At 72.6% G+C, this 14,181-nt stretch carries 17 protein-coding genes; 10 read left to right on the top strand and 7 right to left on the bottom strand.

Annotation, left to right across the window (positions count from 1 at the left end):
- Positions 1-121 precede the first annotated feature (121 nt).
- Entirely contained in the window at positions 122-1,201 is a 1,080-nt protein-coding gene (gene trpD / locus QEZ54_RS09595; protein ID WP_281304162.1) for an anthranilate phosphoribosyltransferase, read from the top strand.
- On the opposite strand, the gene QEZ54_RS09590 is transcribed toward trpD, so the two are convergent.
- Positions 1,152-1,445 (bottom strand): hypothetical protein, encoded by a 294-nt coding sequence (locus tag QEZ54_RS09590; protein ID WP_281304161.1) that lies wholly within the window; start codon positions 1,443-1,445, stop codon positions 1,152-1,154. The genes trpD and QEZ54_RS09590 overlap by 50 nt on opposite strands.
- 135 nt (positions 1,446-1,580) lie before the next feature.
- On the opposite strand from QEZ54_RS09590, the gene QEZ54_RS09585 reads away from it, so the two are divergent.
- The 4 genes from QEZ54_RS09585 to QEZ54_RS09570 all read left to right on the top strand — a co-directional run bounded on the left by QEZ54_RS09585 (position 1,581) and on the right by QEZ54_RS09570 (position 3,734).
- Positions 1,581-2,585, top strand: coding sequence for a hypothetical protein (locus tag QEZ54_RS09585; RefSeq protein ID WP_281304160.1), 1,005 nt, complete (start codon positions 1,581-1,583; stop codon positions 2,583-2,585).
- Entirely contained in the window at positions 2,585-3,013 is a 429-nt protein-coding gene (locus QEZ54_RS09580) for a hypothetical protein (RefSeq protein ID WP_281304159.1), read from the top strand. The genes QEZ54_RS09585 and QEZ54_RS09580 overlap by 1 nt, the downstream gene beginning before the upstream one ends.
- A 61-nt stretch (positions 3,014-3,074) precedes the next feature.
- Positions 3,075-3,593, top strand: coding sequence for a pyridoxamine 5'-phosphate oxidase family protein (locus QEZ54_RS09575; RefSeq protein WP_281304158.1), 519 nt, complete (start codon positions 3,075-3,077; stop codon positions 3,591-3,593).
- 3 nt (positions 3,594-3,596) lie between these two features.
- Positions 3,597-3,734, top strand: a complete 138-nt coding sequence (locus QEZ54_RS09570) for a hypothetical protein (protein WP_281304157.1) — start codon at positions 3,597-3,599, stop codon at positions 3,732-3,734.
- Positions 3,735-3,795: 61 nt separating this feature from the next.
- Here QEZ54_RS09570 and QEZ54_RS09565 read toward each other — a convergent pair whose 3' ends face one another.
- Positions 3,796-4,749, bottom strand: a complete 954-nt coding sequence (locus tag QEZ54_RS09565; protein ID WP_281304156.1) for a hypothetical protein — start codon at positions 4,747-4,749, stop codon at positions 3,796-3,798.
- Positions 4,750-4,854: 105 nt separating this feature from the next.
- Positions 4,855-6,060 carry a multidrug effflux MFS transporter gene (locus QEZ54_RS09560; RefSeq protein ID WP_281304299.1) on the bottom strand — a complete coding sequence of 402 codons (1,206 nt, stop codon included), beginning with the start codon at positions 6,058-6,060 and terminating at the stop codon, positions 4,855-4,857.
- A 301-nt stretch (positions 6,061-6,361) separates the two neighbouring features.
- Here QEZ54_RS09560 and QEZ54_RS09555 point away from each other — a divergent pair, with 301 nt between their 5' ends.
- From QEZ54_RS09555 to QEZ54_RS09535, 5 genes are all read left to right on the top strand, one after another.
- On the top strand, positions 6,362-7,159 hold the full coding sequence (locus QEZ54_RS09555) for a hypothetical protein (protein WP_281304155.1): 798 nt from the start codon (positions 6,362-6,364) through the stop codon (positions 7,157-7,159).
- Between the two features lie 150 nt (positions 7,160-7,309).
- Positions 7,310-7,882 (top strand): ATP-binding protein, encoded by a 573-nt coding sequence (locus QEZ54_RS09550; RefSeq protein ID WP_281304154.1) that lies wholly within the window; start codon positions 7,310-7,312, stop codon positions 7,880-7,882.
- A gap of 60 nt (positions 7,883-7,942) precedes the next feature.
- A complete protein-coding gene (locus tag QEZ54_RS09545; protein WP_281304153.1) occupies positions 7,943-8,236 on the top strand; it encodes a hypothetical protein in 294 nt (97 codons plus the stop codon).
- Between the two features lie 143 nt (positions 8,237-8,379).
- On the top strand, positions 8,380-8,832 hold the full coding sequence (locus tag QEZ54_RS09540; RefSeq protein WP_281304152.1) for a GNAT family N-acetyltransferase: 453 nt from the start codon (positions 8,380-8,382) through the stop codon (positions 8,830-8,832).
- 195 nt (positions 8,833-9,027) lie between these two features.
- Positions 9,028-9,279 carry a hypothetical protein gene (locus tag QEZ54_RS09535; protein WP_281304151.1) on the top strand — a complete coding sequence of 84 codons (252 nt, stop codon included), beginning with the start codon at positions 9,028-9,030 and terminating at the stop codon, positions 9,277-9,279.
- Between the two features lie 45 nt (positions 9,280-9,324).
- Here QEZ54_RS09535 and QEZ54_RS09530 read toward each other — a convergent pair whose 3' ends face one another.
- The 4 genes from QEZ54_RS09530 to QEZ54_RS09515 form a co-directional block, all read right to left on the bottom strand.
- Positions 9,325-11,316 carry a sulfatase gene (locus QEZ54_RS09530; RefSeq protein ID WP_281304150.1) on the bottom strand — a complete coding sequence of 664 codons (1,992 nt, stop codon included), beginning with the start codon at positions 11,314-11,316 and terminating at the stop codon, positions 9,325-9,327.
- Between the two features lie 102 nt (positions 11,317-11,418).
- A complete protein-coding gene (locus QEZ54_RS09525; protein WP_281304149.1) occupies positions 11,419-12,243 on the bottom strand; it encodes an ABC transporter ATP-binding protein in 825 nt (274 codons plus the stop codon).
- Complete coding sequence (locus QEZ54_RS09520; RefSeq protein WP_281304148.1) at positions 12,227-13,285, bottom strand: glycine betaine ABC transporter substrate-binding protein; 1,059 nt, start codon at positions 13,283-13,285, stop codon at positions 12,227-12,229. Before QEZ54_RS09520 ends, QEZ54_RS09525 begins: the two co-directional genes overlap by 17 nt.
- Before the next feature lie 26 nt (positions 13,286-13,311).
- Complete coding sequence (locus QEZ54_RS09515; RefSeq protein WP_281304147.1) at positions 13,312-14,133, bottom strand: ABC transporter permease; 822 nt, start codon at positions 14,131-14,133, stop codon at positions 13,312-13,314.
- Between the last annotated feature and the right edge of the window lie 48 nt (positions 14,134-14,181).

Below are 14,181 nucleotides of genomic sequence, written 5' to 3'. Positions count from 1 at the left end.
GCTGGTGGCCCGCCCCCTAGGCGGACCAGTCTGATGCGCATCCATCGGCCGCCTCTCCCGGAGGCGGCCGATGTCGTTCGTTCCCGCCTCCGAGGGTCGGCTCCACCTCGAAGGACAGGCTATGCACGACTGGTCCGCCATCCTCGCCGAGCTGATCGCCGGCCGCGACCTCACCTCCGACGCAGTCGTCTGGGCGATGGGCGAGGTGGTGCGCGGCGACGCGACCCCGGCCCGGCTGGCCGCCTTCCTCGTCGCGCTGCGCGCCAAGGGCGAGTCGGCGGGCGAGGTCGCGGCGGCCGCCGACGGGCTGCTCGCGCACGCCGTCCAGGTCACCGTGCCGGGCACGGTCATGGACATCGCGGGTACGGGCGGTGACGGCACCGGCGCCGTCAACATCTCCACGATGGTGGCCCTCGTCGTGGCGGCGACCGGCATCACCGTGGTCAAGCACGGCGGTCGGGCGTCGTCGTCGCCGTCGGCGGGCTCCGGCGACGTGATCGAGGCGCTCGGCATCCCGGTGGATCTGACGCCCGATCAGGTCGCGTCCGCCGTGGCGGAGAAGGGCGTCGCCTACCTGCTCGCGTCGCGGACGCACCCCGGCATGCGCCACGCCGGTCCGGTCCGGCGGGAGCTGGGCGTGCCGACGATCTTCAACCTGCTCGGGCCGCTGCTCAATCCGGTACGCCCGACGCACCAGCTGGTCGGCGTGGCCGACGCGCGGTTCCTGCCGGTGCTAGCGGACGTGGTCGCGGCGCGCGGCACGAGAGCGCTGGTGGTCCGGGGCGGCGACGGCCTGGACAAGCTCACCACCACCACGACCTCCCAGGTCATCGAGGTCGGAGCGGGGCCGGTCCGGCATACCGTGCTGGATCCGCGCAATTTCGGCCTGCCGCTGGCCGAGCCCGCGGCCCTGCGCGGCGGCGATGCGGCGGCCAACGCCGCGGTGGTGCGGGCGGTGCTGGCGGGCGCGCCCGGCCCGGTGCGCGACGTGGTGCTGCTGAACGCGGCGGCCGCCCGTGCCACGACGCTGGACGGCGACCTCGAGGAGCGGATCGCCGCCGCACTCCTCGACTGTGCGCGGGCGATCGACAGCGGTGCCGCCGAGGCGGTGCTGGCGCGGTTGTGCGAAAGGCCGGTGCCGCCCGGCTCGCTCAGGCGGCGACGAACGCGTGCGGCGGGTAGACCTGCGCCTGGTCGGTGACGCCGACCTCGGCCAGGATCGGCTTCAGGATCTCGCCGAACCGCTGGCACGCCTCCTCGGACTCCCACACGTCGACCACCCGGAAGCCGTGCGGGCTCTGCCCGGCGACGTGCATCAGCAGGCCGCTGACGGGCCAGTCCGCGACGCTCTGCATGCGACCGCTGCCGCCCGTCAGGCGCAGGACGATCTGGTCGTACCGCTCCTGGGTCAGTGTCGGGCCCTCGTGTATCAGCACGACCGCCATGGAGATCCCCCGTCCGATCCTGATAGTGGCATCAGCATAGTTCCGGTGATCGACCAATCCCGGCTAGTTTCGGCGAACTAGTTCCTGTTTGTCCATGTTTTGGCACGATGGGGCGGACCCGACAGGAGGCTTCACATGACACCAACCGCGACGACGTGGTCGCCGGTACGCAAGACGCTCGCGGCAGCCGGGCTGTCCGCGCTCGCGCTGCTGACCGCCGCGGCGGCCGCCACGGCCGCGCCGGTGCCCGCGCCCCACCCGCCCGGCGCCCTCGGCACCCTGGACCCGGGCTTCGGCACCGGCGGCACCGTCGTGACCCGATTCCCGGACATCGCGGCCGGAGCCAGCGGCATCGCCCTGCAGGGTGACGCGATCATCGCCGTCGGCGGCGCGCTGCAGGACGGCAACGCCGACTTCCTGCTCGCCCGCTACCGCGCCGACGGCGGCCTCGACCGCGCATTCGGCGCCGGCGGCCAGGTGGTGACCCCGTTCAACCTCGTGCAGGGCGCCGGCGGAGCCGAGGCGGTCGCCGTCCAGAAGGACCGGCGCATCGTCGTGGTCGGCACCGCGGGCCTGGGTACGGACACCGAGATCGGCTTCGCGGTGGTCCGGTACCGGCCCGACGGCCGACTGGACCGGAGCTTCGGCGGCGACGGCGTCGTGGTGAGCCCGGTCGGTGCCGGTGGCGACGCCGGGGCCAGTGACGTGGTGGTCCAGCCCGACGGCAGGATCGTCGTGGTGGGCGGGGCGAACGACGCGTCAGGCGACGCCGTCTTCGCCGCCGCCCGCTACCTGAAGGACGGGACCCCGGACCCCGACTTCGGCACCGGCGGCACGACCCTGGTGCACATCCCGGGCGGCGACGCCATGGCCACAGCAGTGACTCTGCAACCGGACGGAAAGATCATCCTTGCGGGTACGGCGATCGGCGAGGGCAACGTCGGCCAGCAGTTCGGACTCGTCCGGCTCACCACCGGCGGCCAGCTCGACCCGACCTTCGGCGACGCCGGCATCGTCGTCGCCCAGAACGTGCCGTCCCAGGGCAAGGGCGGCGCGGCGGCCGTGGCCGTCGACACCACGGGGCGGATCGTCGTGGCCGGACTCGGGCAGACCCCGGCCGGCCAGGGGCGTTCGGGCTGATGCGGTTCCTGACCGGCGGCACGCTCGACCCGTCCTTCGGCGGCGGCACCGGCAAGGTGCTGACCGAGTTCCCCGGCGGCGAATCCGCCGCGACCGCCGTACTGCTGCGCCATGACGGCCGGATCACGGCGGTGGGCAGCGCGGGCTTCCCGTCCGTGTTCGCCCTCGCCGGATACCTGCCCGACGGCGGCCTCGACCCGGCGTTCGGCACCTGCGGGCGCACCACCACCGCGATCGGCGCCGACTCGGGGGCGACCGGTGCCGTGCTGCAGGGCAAGGGCCGCGTGGTCGTGGCGGGCTCGACCTTCGACGCCACGCTCACCGAGGGCGGGTTCGCGCTGGCCCGCTACCTGGGCGGTACGGGCTCCGGCCAAGACGTCGCCGCCGGTGTCGCGGCACCGTGCCCCGCGCAGGCGCCGGTCCGGTAGCAGCCGAGTCGGAGGCCGTCCGGTCCGGGCGGTCTCCGACGCCTCTCACTAGGGTGGTCTGATGCGTGAAACGAGCGAGGAACTCGCCGAGCTGCAGGCGCTGCTCGACTCCTCCCTGTCCCGGTCCACGGCGCATCTGCGCTCCATCGTCGTCGAACGCACGGTGACGGCGGCACAATTGACCGAGATCCTGACCGGCATGTGCACGCTGGCGCTGTCGACCGTCACGGCCAAGGGCGAGCCGCGCGTCAGCGGTGCGGACGGTCACTTCATACACGGGAAATGGCACTTCGGCACCGCCCGCGGCGCGGCCAAGGCCCGGCATCTGGCCGCCCGGCCCGCCGCCAGTGCGGCGCACCTGCGCGGCGAGGACCTCGGCGTGTTCACCCACGGCACCGTGGAGATCCTCAACCCGGAAGGCGCCGAGCCCGCCGCGGACTGGCCGGAGCTGCTCGCCTACTTCAAGGACTGCTACGGCGAGAACGCCTTCGACTGGGACCGCGAGGTCGTCTACTACCGGCTCCATCCGCACTGGATGACCGTCTACGCCCCGGACGTGGCCAAGCTCCTGGCGAATTGACCAGTGGCGTACCTGGCCGACCACGAGGACCCCGAGGTGCGCGAGATCCTGGCCAGCGCGCTGAGGCGTTACCGCGGCCGGGAGGCGCGTCGGCTGCGCGAGCGGCTGCGACTGCTGGAAGAACCGGAATCGGACGACTGAGCCGCCCGGCCGACAGGGCTGAGCCCGGCGGCGCGGTGGGCGCCGCCGGGCTCTCCGCCGTTCACAGGTGCGAGATCACCAGGTGCCCGGTGGGGTCGAAGTAGGTGTAGTAGTGGTAGTCGCCGTCGGCGGGCTGCCCGACGCCGGCTGCTGCCTGCTCGCCCAGGTCACTGGCGTTGAAGCAGGTCGGGATGCAGCCCTCGGAGTAGCCGTAGAAGACCGAGCCGTTGTCGCCGCGGAAGGTGATGTACAGGTCGGCGGTGGCCGAGGACAGGCCGGGCGCGGCGGTGCTGCCCGAGGCCGCCGTCACCCGCGACCGGTGGCTCAGCACCGCCGACCCGGTGAACGAACCGACCTGGACGCTGTGCGCGCCGTCTCCGGCGGTCCAGGCCAGCACCAGCCCGAGGTTGCTGCTGCCGCTGTCGTCGTAGACCAGGGCCGGACCGGCGACGCTGGTCTCGGGCAGCACCACCCGGTTGGTCAGCGTCATGATGCCGCCGCCCGCGCAGGCGGAGCTGCCCAGGCGGCCGACGTTGAGGTGGCCGGAGGTGTCCGTCCAGGCCAGATACCGTACGCCCGCCGGATCGGTGGCCAGCGCGGGCGCGTGCCCGGAGACGACGCCGGTGAAGGCGGTGCGGCAGGTCAGCCCCGCCCCGGCGGTGTACGCGGCGGTCAGCGTGTTGCCGTTGTCGCCTGCCGGCCAGGCCACGTACACGCCGGTGCCGTCGGCGTCGAGCGCCGCGCCTTCGCCCTGCGGCACCCGCTCGCCGCCGGGCACCTTGGTGATGCGCAGGCCGGCGCTGGTCGAGTAGCCCACGACCAGTTCCTTGGCGGCGGCGGTGCCGGAGGACCCCGCCCAGGCTATGTACATCCGGGTGCCGACCAGGGCCAGAGCGGGGCGGCCGCTGCCGGTGTTGCCCAGCGTCAGCGCGGAGGCGGGCGCGCCGGTGCCGGTGAGCAGTGTGGCGATGATCGTGACGGCGCCCAGGTGCAGCGCGAGCCGTCGACGGTTCATGGAGTGACTCCAGGGAGTAGGAGGGCGCGTCCGAAGCTGTGGGAGAGCGCTCTCCGGACGCGGCTCAAGTCTCCGTGGCCGACCCGCCGTCGTCAAGACGGCCGTCTATGCGGTGGCTGCCCCCAGCCCGGCGCGGGCGGGCTGCACCACGAGGAAGACCGCGGCCAGGGCGGCGATCATGCCGCCCGCCACGACCACGGCCATGCCGACGCTGTCGTTGCCCAGGACGCCGACCAGGGGGGCGGCCGCCGCGCCGATGCCGAACTGGACCGCGCCGAGCAGCGCCGCCGCCGTGCCCGCGGCCTCGCCGTGCCGGGACATCGCCAGTGCGGGCGCGTTGGGCAGCGCGAGCCCGGCCGAGGCCAGCACGAACCAGAGCGAGGCGAGGATCGCGGGCAGGCCGCCGATCCCGGTGGCGGCGAAGGCGAGCAGGGCGATGCCCGCCACGCTGCCCGCGACGAGCGCGGTGACGAGGATCTGCTGCGGGCTGTAGCGGCGCAGCAGCCGGACGTTGAACTGGGTGGCCAGGATCAGCCCGAACGCGTTGGCGCCGAAGGCGAAGCCGAACTGCTGCTCGTCGAGGCCGTACTGCTCCTGCAGGACGAACGAGGAGCCGGCGACGTAGGAGAACAGCGAGGCCATGGCCAGTCCGGCCACCACGACCAGGCCGACGAAGGTGCGGTCGCGCAGCAGTGCGCCGTAGACGCCGAGGGTGGCGCCGACACCGCCGGAGCGGCGCTGCGCCGGGGGCAGGGTCTCCTTCAGGCCGACCAGGCCGACAACGATGAGGGCGGTCCCGAGCAGCGCCAGCGCCACGAACACGCCGCGCCAGTCGGTCCACCGCAGCAGCCAGCTGCCCAGTGTCGGGGCCAGGATCGGCGCGGCGCCCATGACGAGCATCAGCCGGGAGAAGAGGCTGGCGAAGGCCGAGCCGCTGAACAGGTCCCGCACGATGGCCATCGCCACGACCGAGGCCGCCGCGACGCCGAGACCCTGCAGCACCCGCAGGGCGCCGAGCGCGGCGATGTTCGGGGCGACGACGCAGAGCACCGAGGCGACCACGTGCAGCACGAGCCCGGCCAGCAGCGGTACGCGGCGGCCGACCGCGTCGGACACGGGCCCGATGAGCAGCTGTCCGATGGCGAGGCCGAGCAGGGTGCCGGTGAGGGTGAGCTGTACCGCCGCCGAGGTGGTGTGCAGGTTCGTGGTGATGTTGGGCAGGGCCGGCAGGTACATGTCGATGGTCAGCGGGCCGATGGCGATCAGCGAGCCGAGCACGATGACGAGCCGTGCGCGCTGGCCGCCGGTCATCAGCTCGCCGGGCAGGGGCGCCTCGGCGGGTGGGGCGGCCTCGTCGGCGTTCGTGTGCATGAGACCTCTTCGCTTCAGCGGTGGCGGTTCGGCACGCCGATCATGTGCCGCTGTGAACATCAAATCGACGCGGCACCGCCGCATTCCCGGTTCACCCGGACGTGGTCCGGCTCACGTGAACCCGGACCCGGGGCTGGTGACGGGCTGCCCGGCCCCGATCACCGCATGGCGTGATCATCCAATTACTAACAGTGAGTTACGGTGACCACACTCTGGCACCCGACAATCGCAAGGAGTGCGTGTGAAGACTCGCATCGGCATCCGACGCCTGGCGGCGGTACTGCTCGCCGCGCCGCTGCTCGCCGTCGTCGCCGCGGCCGGCCCCGGCCAGGCGTCACCGGACGGCGACGGCGGGCATCGCGACGACCGTGACCACTGGGGGATCATCACCCGCAACACGATCGGCTCGCCCGTCGCCGACCTGCGCAACGGCCCGTTCGGCTCGTTCGGCGTGTTCGGGCCCGAGTCCCGGCCGCCGTACGGCCAGGGCAGCCTCGGGATCGAAGTGGCCGACGGCGCCACCGCCCTCACTCCTCCCGCGGAGAAGGTGGACTTCGGCAACGAGGTCGACTTCTTCGGGCGGCCGGTGTCGGGCCTGACGCAGGTCGGCTTCCACGTGTTCCAGACCGGCGAGAACATCACGTACGGCGGTTCGCGCAACATGCCCAACATCAGGTTCGAGATCGACCCGAACCTGGCCGCGCTGCCGACCACCGAGTACTCCACCCTGGTGTGGGCGCCCGCCGCCGCCCCGGTGACGAACCGCTGGAGCGGGTACCTGGACGCCGCCACCTCCGGCACCTGGTTCCTCACCGGCGCCGCGGGCACCGCCACCAACTGCAACCTGACCGTCCAGTGCACCTTCGCCGAGGTGAAGGCCAGACTCGACGCCGACGGCGGCGAACCGGCGACCGTCTACACCGCCGCCGTGGGCAAGGGCCGCGACTTCATGTGGATCGGTGCCGTCGACGGCCTGCGGATCAACAACACCGTCTACGACTTCGAGGTGTCGGGCGTACGGCAGCGCCCAGCCGCCTGAGGCCAGTCCGGCGGGCGCGATACTCATCGATGAGTATCGCGCCCGCTCGCTGCTTCCGGCGCCGGTTTCCGAGTGATCTTGCGGAAAGGAGATCGGAACGGCTGTACTTGGGTATACGGCGCGGTGATGCCACCTGCCGACGGAGTGACGATGACGCCCGACATCCGCCGCCTGAGAGCGAGCCGCCTACGCCTGCATGGCGTGCACCGCGACGCCGTCGCGGGTGCGCGCGGTGCCGCCGAACTGCGCCTGGTGGCCGGTGGGCTGCCGGACCTGCCCGCGGAGGAGCTGCCCGCGGAGGAGGGGCCGCCGCGGCCGCAGGAGCACCTGCGGGTGTCCGGACCCTTCACCCGCCAGTCCCTGAGCGGCCTGCGGGTGCGGATCCAGCAGCTGGCCACGCCGTGGCGACTCGACGACGCGACGGTGTTCGCGCTGGGTGCGGTGGCCACCGAGCTCGTGGTCAACGTGGTGCGCTACGCCGACGGGCAGGGCCGCCTGCACCTGTCCCGTTATCCGGGCTGGGTGTTCTGCCTGGTGGCCGACAGCGGCCCGGGGATGAGCCGCCCCTGCACCGCGGGCTGGCAGCCGCCGACCGAGGACCAGTCCGGCGGTTACGGCCTGTGGATCGCCCGCTGCTTCTCGGAGCGGCTCACCATCGACTCCGGCCCGCTGGGCACCGTCGTCACCGCCAAGATCCCCGCCGGCGCCGCCTGGCCGGCCTGAGTGCCTGGCTTTTTCCTTCGCATCTTGTATAGGTGACGAAGGATTTCTACAGTGACGTCCATGAAGATGATGTCCTCCCTCCTGGCCGTCGTGGCCACCGCTGCCGCCGCCGTCGTCCTCGCGGCTCCCGCGGCGAACGCCGCCTCGCTCGTCGTGTGCGAGAGCGAGTCCGGCTACTTCGACTGCTACCTGCCCAGCGGGTACTACTCCCAGCGCTGGTACTACGACGGCGTGCTGCTGTCCGGCGCGAACAACCTGTCCTCGGCCGGCGGCACCTGCGTGCCCGGCACCCGCCACGGCATGCGCGTCACCTTCTCCGGCGGCAGCTCCAGCACCAACTTCACCTGCCGCTGACCCGCACCGGGTCGAGCGCCGACGGGTGCAGTTTCGGGGAAGGTGCCGCAAAGGCTGCCAAGATTCGTGCAGTTTCCCCGAAACTGCAGCCCAGTCGCCTCGCCCGAGAGGGCGGCGGAGGTGGGCGGGTTAGGGTCGTCGGCATGCGGTTGGAGAAGGTCACCCCCACGAACTACGCGGCGGCTCTCGCGCTGTCCGTGCACCCCGATCAGGGCGACCTGGTCGCTCCGGTGGTGAAGTCGCTGGCCGAGGCGTACGTCTACCCCGACCACGCCTGGCCCAGGCTGATCTACGACGGCGACCGCCTGGTCGGCTTCGTGATGGCCTTCTTCGACATCAAGTGGAACGACGACCCCGCCGACCTGCGCTCCGGCCTCTGGCGGCTGAACATCGCGGCCGACGCGCAGGGGCACGGATACGGCCGCTTCGCCGTCGGGGCCGTGTCCGAGGAGATCCGTGCCCGCGGCGGCACCCGGACTTACGTCAGCTGGAACCCGCGCACCGGCGGCCCGGAGGAGTTCTACCTGAAGCTGGGCTTCCGGACGACCGGCGAGCAGAGCGGCGGCCAGACCGTCGGCGTCCTGGACCTCGGCTGAGGGCGTCGAATCGGATCGCGGGTCGTCCCCGGGGTGGCGCGGCCCACGAGGAGAGCCGCCCCGGGGAGAGGATCGCCGCCAGGCAGGTGTAGCCGGGTCGTGAGCGTGGTGCCGGGCGCCAGCGGTGCCGCACTGGGCCACATTTTCGGGGAAACTGCTGTTGAGAGGCCCAAGATTGGTGCAGTTTCCCCGAAGGTGTGGAGGGGCCGGCCCTCGTCCCATGTCGGCTGCGGCTGCGGCTGCGGAGTCTCAGGCGAGGCCTGCCCCTATGCGGCGTCCTCCAGCACCATCCGCTGGCGGTTCTACGACGAGGGCAGGTTCTACCGGGTGGTGGACGGGTATTACAACCTGCCGCTGGTCGTCACGTCGGACAAGTGCGGACGCAGCTACTACACGCGCTGCCTGAGCGGTTCCGGGGCGGCCAACGTCGACATGACCCGGCACTGACGGACCGGTCGGCCAGGGCGGTCCTCCGCCCTGGCCGACCGGCGTTCAGCGGCGGCGGACGGCGAAGCGCTCCACGGCGATGGTGCCGCCGTCGAGCCGTACGCCGAAGCCGTACTTGTACTGGCCGCGCACGGCCGGGTCGTCCAGCCGGGCGAACCGGCCGACGTCGGCGGTGAACAGGTACTGCCACCCGCCGCTGATGCCGACGGCGTACGCGGTGAGCTGGTCGTCGTGCAGCTGGCAGGCCAGCCGGGCGTTCGGGCCCGGGTAGTTCACCTTCGAGTCGAGCTGGGTGACGCGGTTGCCGGTCAGCGTCCCGTTGACGCGCACGTCCCAGCCGACCCGCTTCTGCCGGTGGTTGTACCAGACCAGGAAGTAGTTGTTCGCGTCCTTGATCAGCCCCGCGAACAGCGTGTCCTGGTCGGTCGTGGCCGCGTTGGCGTACGTGCGCTGGCTGACGATCGCGGCCACGTCGGTGTGCGTGGCGGCCACGTTTGAGCGCAGCAGCGCGAACGCCGGTGCCCCGTCGGCCGAGACGCTCAGCAGGCCGCCCGCTGCCTGAACCGTGCCCGCGCGCTGCTCCGGCGCGGCGGCCAGCACGGTGAAGCCGCCCAGCCCGCTGTCGAACTCCTGCTCCAGCACGAGCGTGGGCAGGTTGGCCGGCGACGGCTCGGGCGGGAAGAAGTCGACGTCGCGCAGGTGCGCGTCCAGGGCCGCCTGGAGTTCCTGCACCTTGGCGGGTTGTGTGGCGGCGAGGTTCGTCGCCTCGCCGGGGTCGGCGGCCAGGTCGTACAGCTCCACGCGGTTGTCGTGCAGGTAGCGCAGCAGCTTGTGGCTGCCCCGGCGGACCGACGCGGTCGGCGCACCGGGGTTGTGCCAGTGCGGGTACACCCAGAACAGGGTGTCGCGCGCCGGGGCCGCACCGCCGGTGAGCAGCCCCGCGAAGCTGACGCCGTCCAGCCTGACGCCCGCCGGACGGGCCACTCCGGCCGTGTCGAGCAGGGTCGGCATGAAGTCGACCGTGCTGAACGGGGTGTCCACGACGCGGCCGCTCGGCCCGGCGGGGTGGTAGGCGAGCATCGGCACGCGCACGCCGCCCTCGTACAGCGTGGCCTTGGCGCCGCGCAGCGGCGTGCTGGGTGCGACGGCGCCGTCACCGCCGTTGTCGGACAGCAGCAGGATCACCGTGTTCCCGGCGATGCCGAGGCTGCTCAGGGTGGCCCGGATGGCGCCCACGCCGTCGTCGATCACCTCCAGCATCGCGGCCAGCTTCGCGTTGCGGCCGGGCTGGCCCGCGTTGGGCTTGGCGGCGTACTTGTCGACCAGGGCCTGGGGGGCGGCCAGCGCGGCATGGGTGCCGTAGTGGCACAGCTGCAGGTAGAAGGGGGTGCCCTGCTGGTGCGACGACGTGATGAAGTCGACCGCCTCCAGGTTCAGCCGGTCGGTGAGGTACTCGTCCGGCTTGCGCTGCGGCAGGTCGGGCAGCATGAAGTACGGGTAGAAGTAGTCGCCGTCGGCGATGTACTTCTGCTCCGAGGCGATCACGTCGGTGAACCCGTGCGACCACGGGTTGCCGGGCCGGTTGCGGACCTCTCCGGTGTACGTCTCGGACAGGTGCCACTTGCCGATCAGGCCGGTGCGGTACCCGGCCCCGCGCAGCGTCTCCGGCAGCGTCTGGAAGCTGGTCGGCAGGTGGTCGTCGCCGGACGGGCCGAGGAACTCGGTGATGCCGACCCGGGCCGGGTACTGGCCGGTCACGATGCTGGCCCGGGTGGGGGAGCAGACCGGCGCGGCCGAGTAGCCGTGGGTGAACCGGGTGCCGTCGGCGGCCAGCCGGTCCATGTGCGGCGTCTCGTTGAAGGTGTTGCCGTAGCAGCCCATCTCGCGCCGGGCCAGGTCGTCGATGAGCACGACGATCACGTTCGGCGGCGCGGCGCCCTCGGCCGGTCCCGCGCCGACCGCCCAGCCGGCGGCGGCGCCGAGCCCTGCGGCGCCGAGCGCGCGCAGCACGCCTCGCCGGTCGATGATGTCGGCCATGTCCGTTACCTCGTTCCGCGACGGTTGTCGGAGGCGCCGCACAGGCGACCGTACGGCGAGGGTATTCCTCCGGCAACGAGTGATTGATTGAGATGTGTTTATTTAAATGTGAACCGGTGCCGGGTCGGCCGGGCGGGCGTCGCCGCGCACCGCCGCGAGGATCTGCTCCCGCCGCCGCGCGAACTCCGGTTCGGTGCGGGGGTGCTCGGCGCGCGGCAGCTCGGACCGCTGGTCCAGCACCACCGTGCCGGGCCGGGGGCTCAGCACGACGATCCGGCTGCCGAGCAGCGCCGCCTCGTCCACGCTGTGCGTGACCAGGACCAGCGTCTTGCCGGTACGCAGCCAGATCCGGCGCAGCTCGTCCTGCAGCCGCTCGCGGGTCAGCGCGTCGAGCGCGGCGAACGGCTCGTCCAGCAGCAGGATGCCCGGGTCCGGGGCCAGCGCCCGCGCGATCGCCGCCCGCTGCTGCATCCCGCCGGACAGCTCGTACGGCCGCAGCCCGCCGACGTCGCCCAGCCCGACGAGGTCCAGCAGCTCCTCCACGCGCGGGAGCCGGGACCGGCGCGGCACTCCGGCCTCGCGCAGCCCGTACGCCACGTTGGCGCGCACCGACAGCCACGGGAACAGCCGCGGCTGCTGGAACACCACGCCACGGTCCGGACCCGGCCTGGTCACCGGCGTTCCGCCGACGGTGATCCGGCCGTGCGTGGGGCGCAGGAACCCGGCGATCATGCGCAGCAGCGTGCTCTTGCCGCAGCCGGACGGGCCGACCACGGCCAGCGCCTCGCCGGGCTCGACGAGCAGGTCGATCCCGTCCAGGGCGAGGACGCCGCGGCCGCGGGCGCGGTACTGGTGCCGCACCCCGGACAGTGCCACCGCCGCGGCGGCGGCACTGTCCGGGACGGCCTGCTCAGGCCTTGGCGGCATCGGCGAGCGCCTGCGTGGCCAGGCCCTTGCGGTACGCGTCCAGGCTCGGCGCGGCGGTGAGCTTGCCCTGCGCGGTCAGGAACTCGGCGGCCGAGTGCAGGTTGTCGGCGAGCTTGCCCGGCGCGGCCGGGGTGCCCAGGTAGTCCGGTCCGGCCTGCTCGGACGCGTCGAGCAGCACCAGTTCGGACAGCTGCGCCCCGGCCTCGTCGGCGTCGAGGTTGAGCTGGCGTCCGATGGCCTGCGCGGCGGCGGTCTTGTCGCCGCGGACGAGCTTGACGGCCCGGTCCTGCTGCTGGATCCAGGTCTTGACCACGGCCGGGTACTGCTGGAGGAACTCCGTGCGCACCACGGCCAGGTCGGCGGTGAGCTTGCCCTTGGCCGCCAGCTGGCGGCTGGTGACCAGCACCTTGCCGGTCTTGCGCAGCTCGGCGAGCACAGGCGTCCACACGTAGGCGCCGTCGATGTCGCCGCGCTGCCAGGCGGCCTGGATCTCCGGCGGCTCCAGGTCGATGATCTTCACGCTGTTCTCGGGCACGCCCGCGTCGGCCAGCGCGGCGAGCAGGCTGTAGTGCGAGGTGGACGAGAACGGGGTGGCCACCTTCTTGCCTGCCAGCCCCGCCACGTCGGCGATCTCCGGCTTGACCGCCAGCGACTCGTTGTCGCCGATGACGTCGAAGATCCACGGCACGGCGTACGGGATGTTCAGCGGCGCGGCCAGGCCCCGGGCGACCGGGCTGCTGCCGGCCAGGCCGATGTCGAGGCTGCCCGCCAGGATGGCGGTGTTGACGTCGCCGCCGGAGTCGAACTTGCTCCACACCACCTTGGTGCCGGGCAGCGCCTCCTCCAGCCAGCCGAGGTCCTTGACGATCAGGTCGCCGTTCGGGATCAGCTGGTAGCCGATGCGCAGCTGCTTGGGGGCGGCGGTGCCGCCGCTGCCCGCCGGGGCGGGGTCGGCGTCGCCGGTGCAGGCCGCCAGCACCGGCGCGGCGGCCAGCCCCAGGGCTCCCAGCAGCAGTCGGCGGCGGTCTACGGAGTGGTTCACAGGATTCCTTCCATCATTTTCGGGGGTCACACACGCCCGCGCCACGGGGTGAGGCGGCGCTGGGCGAGCTGGAGGAGGCCGTCGAAGGCCAGGCCGGACAGGCCGATCAGGATGATGCCGAGTACGACGACGTCGGTCTGGTTGTAGCGCTGGGCGTCGCGGATCATGCCGCCGACGCCGGGCACGCCGTTGATCGTCTCGGCGGCGACCACGGTGGTGTACGCGACGCCGACCGCGAGCCGGATGCCGGTGAGGATCTCCGGCGCGGCGGCGGGCAGCAGCACCCGCCACGGCAGCATCGCCCGGCCGGTGCCCAGGGAGCGGGCGGCGTGCAGGTAGTCGGCGGGCACCCCGCGCACCGCGTCGGCGGTGGCGACCGCGACCGGCGGCAGCGCCGCCAGCAGCAGCAGCCACACCTTGGGCGCCTCGTCGATGCCGAACCAGATGACCAGCAGGCTGAGGTAGGCCAGCGGCGGGAGGGTGCGCAGGAACGTGATGGCCGGACCGAGCACCGTGGACACGGCCGGGATCAGGCCGACCAGCAGGCCGAGGACCAGGCCGCCGCTGATGCCGTACGCGCAGCCCAGGGCCATCCGCCGCAGGCTGGCGAGCAGGTGCTCGCTCAGCGAGTAGCCGGCCCAGCCGGGTCGGGCGGCGCCGCTCAGTCCGGCGGTGTCCAGGAACTGCTGCCACACCGACTGCGGCGACGGCACGAACACCGGCGGCCAGATCTCGGCCGCCGCGACCGCCCACCAGGCGGCGATGAGCAGCGCGACGGCCCCGAGCCGCAGGCCGGTGGTGCGCAGGCGGCGCGAGGTCGTCGCGGAGGTGTTGCTGTGATCGGGCACGCAGGGAGCTTGCTACCTACATCTCCTATCGGTCAAGTAGGGATTACA

The organism is Catellatospora sp. KI3 (assembly GCF_029948125.1).
Classification (GTDB): Bacteria; Actinomycetota; Actinomycetes; order Mycobacteriales; family Micromonosporaceae; genus Catellatospora.
This window is presented reverse-complemented; position numbering and strand designations above follow the sequence as displayed.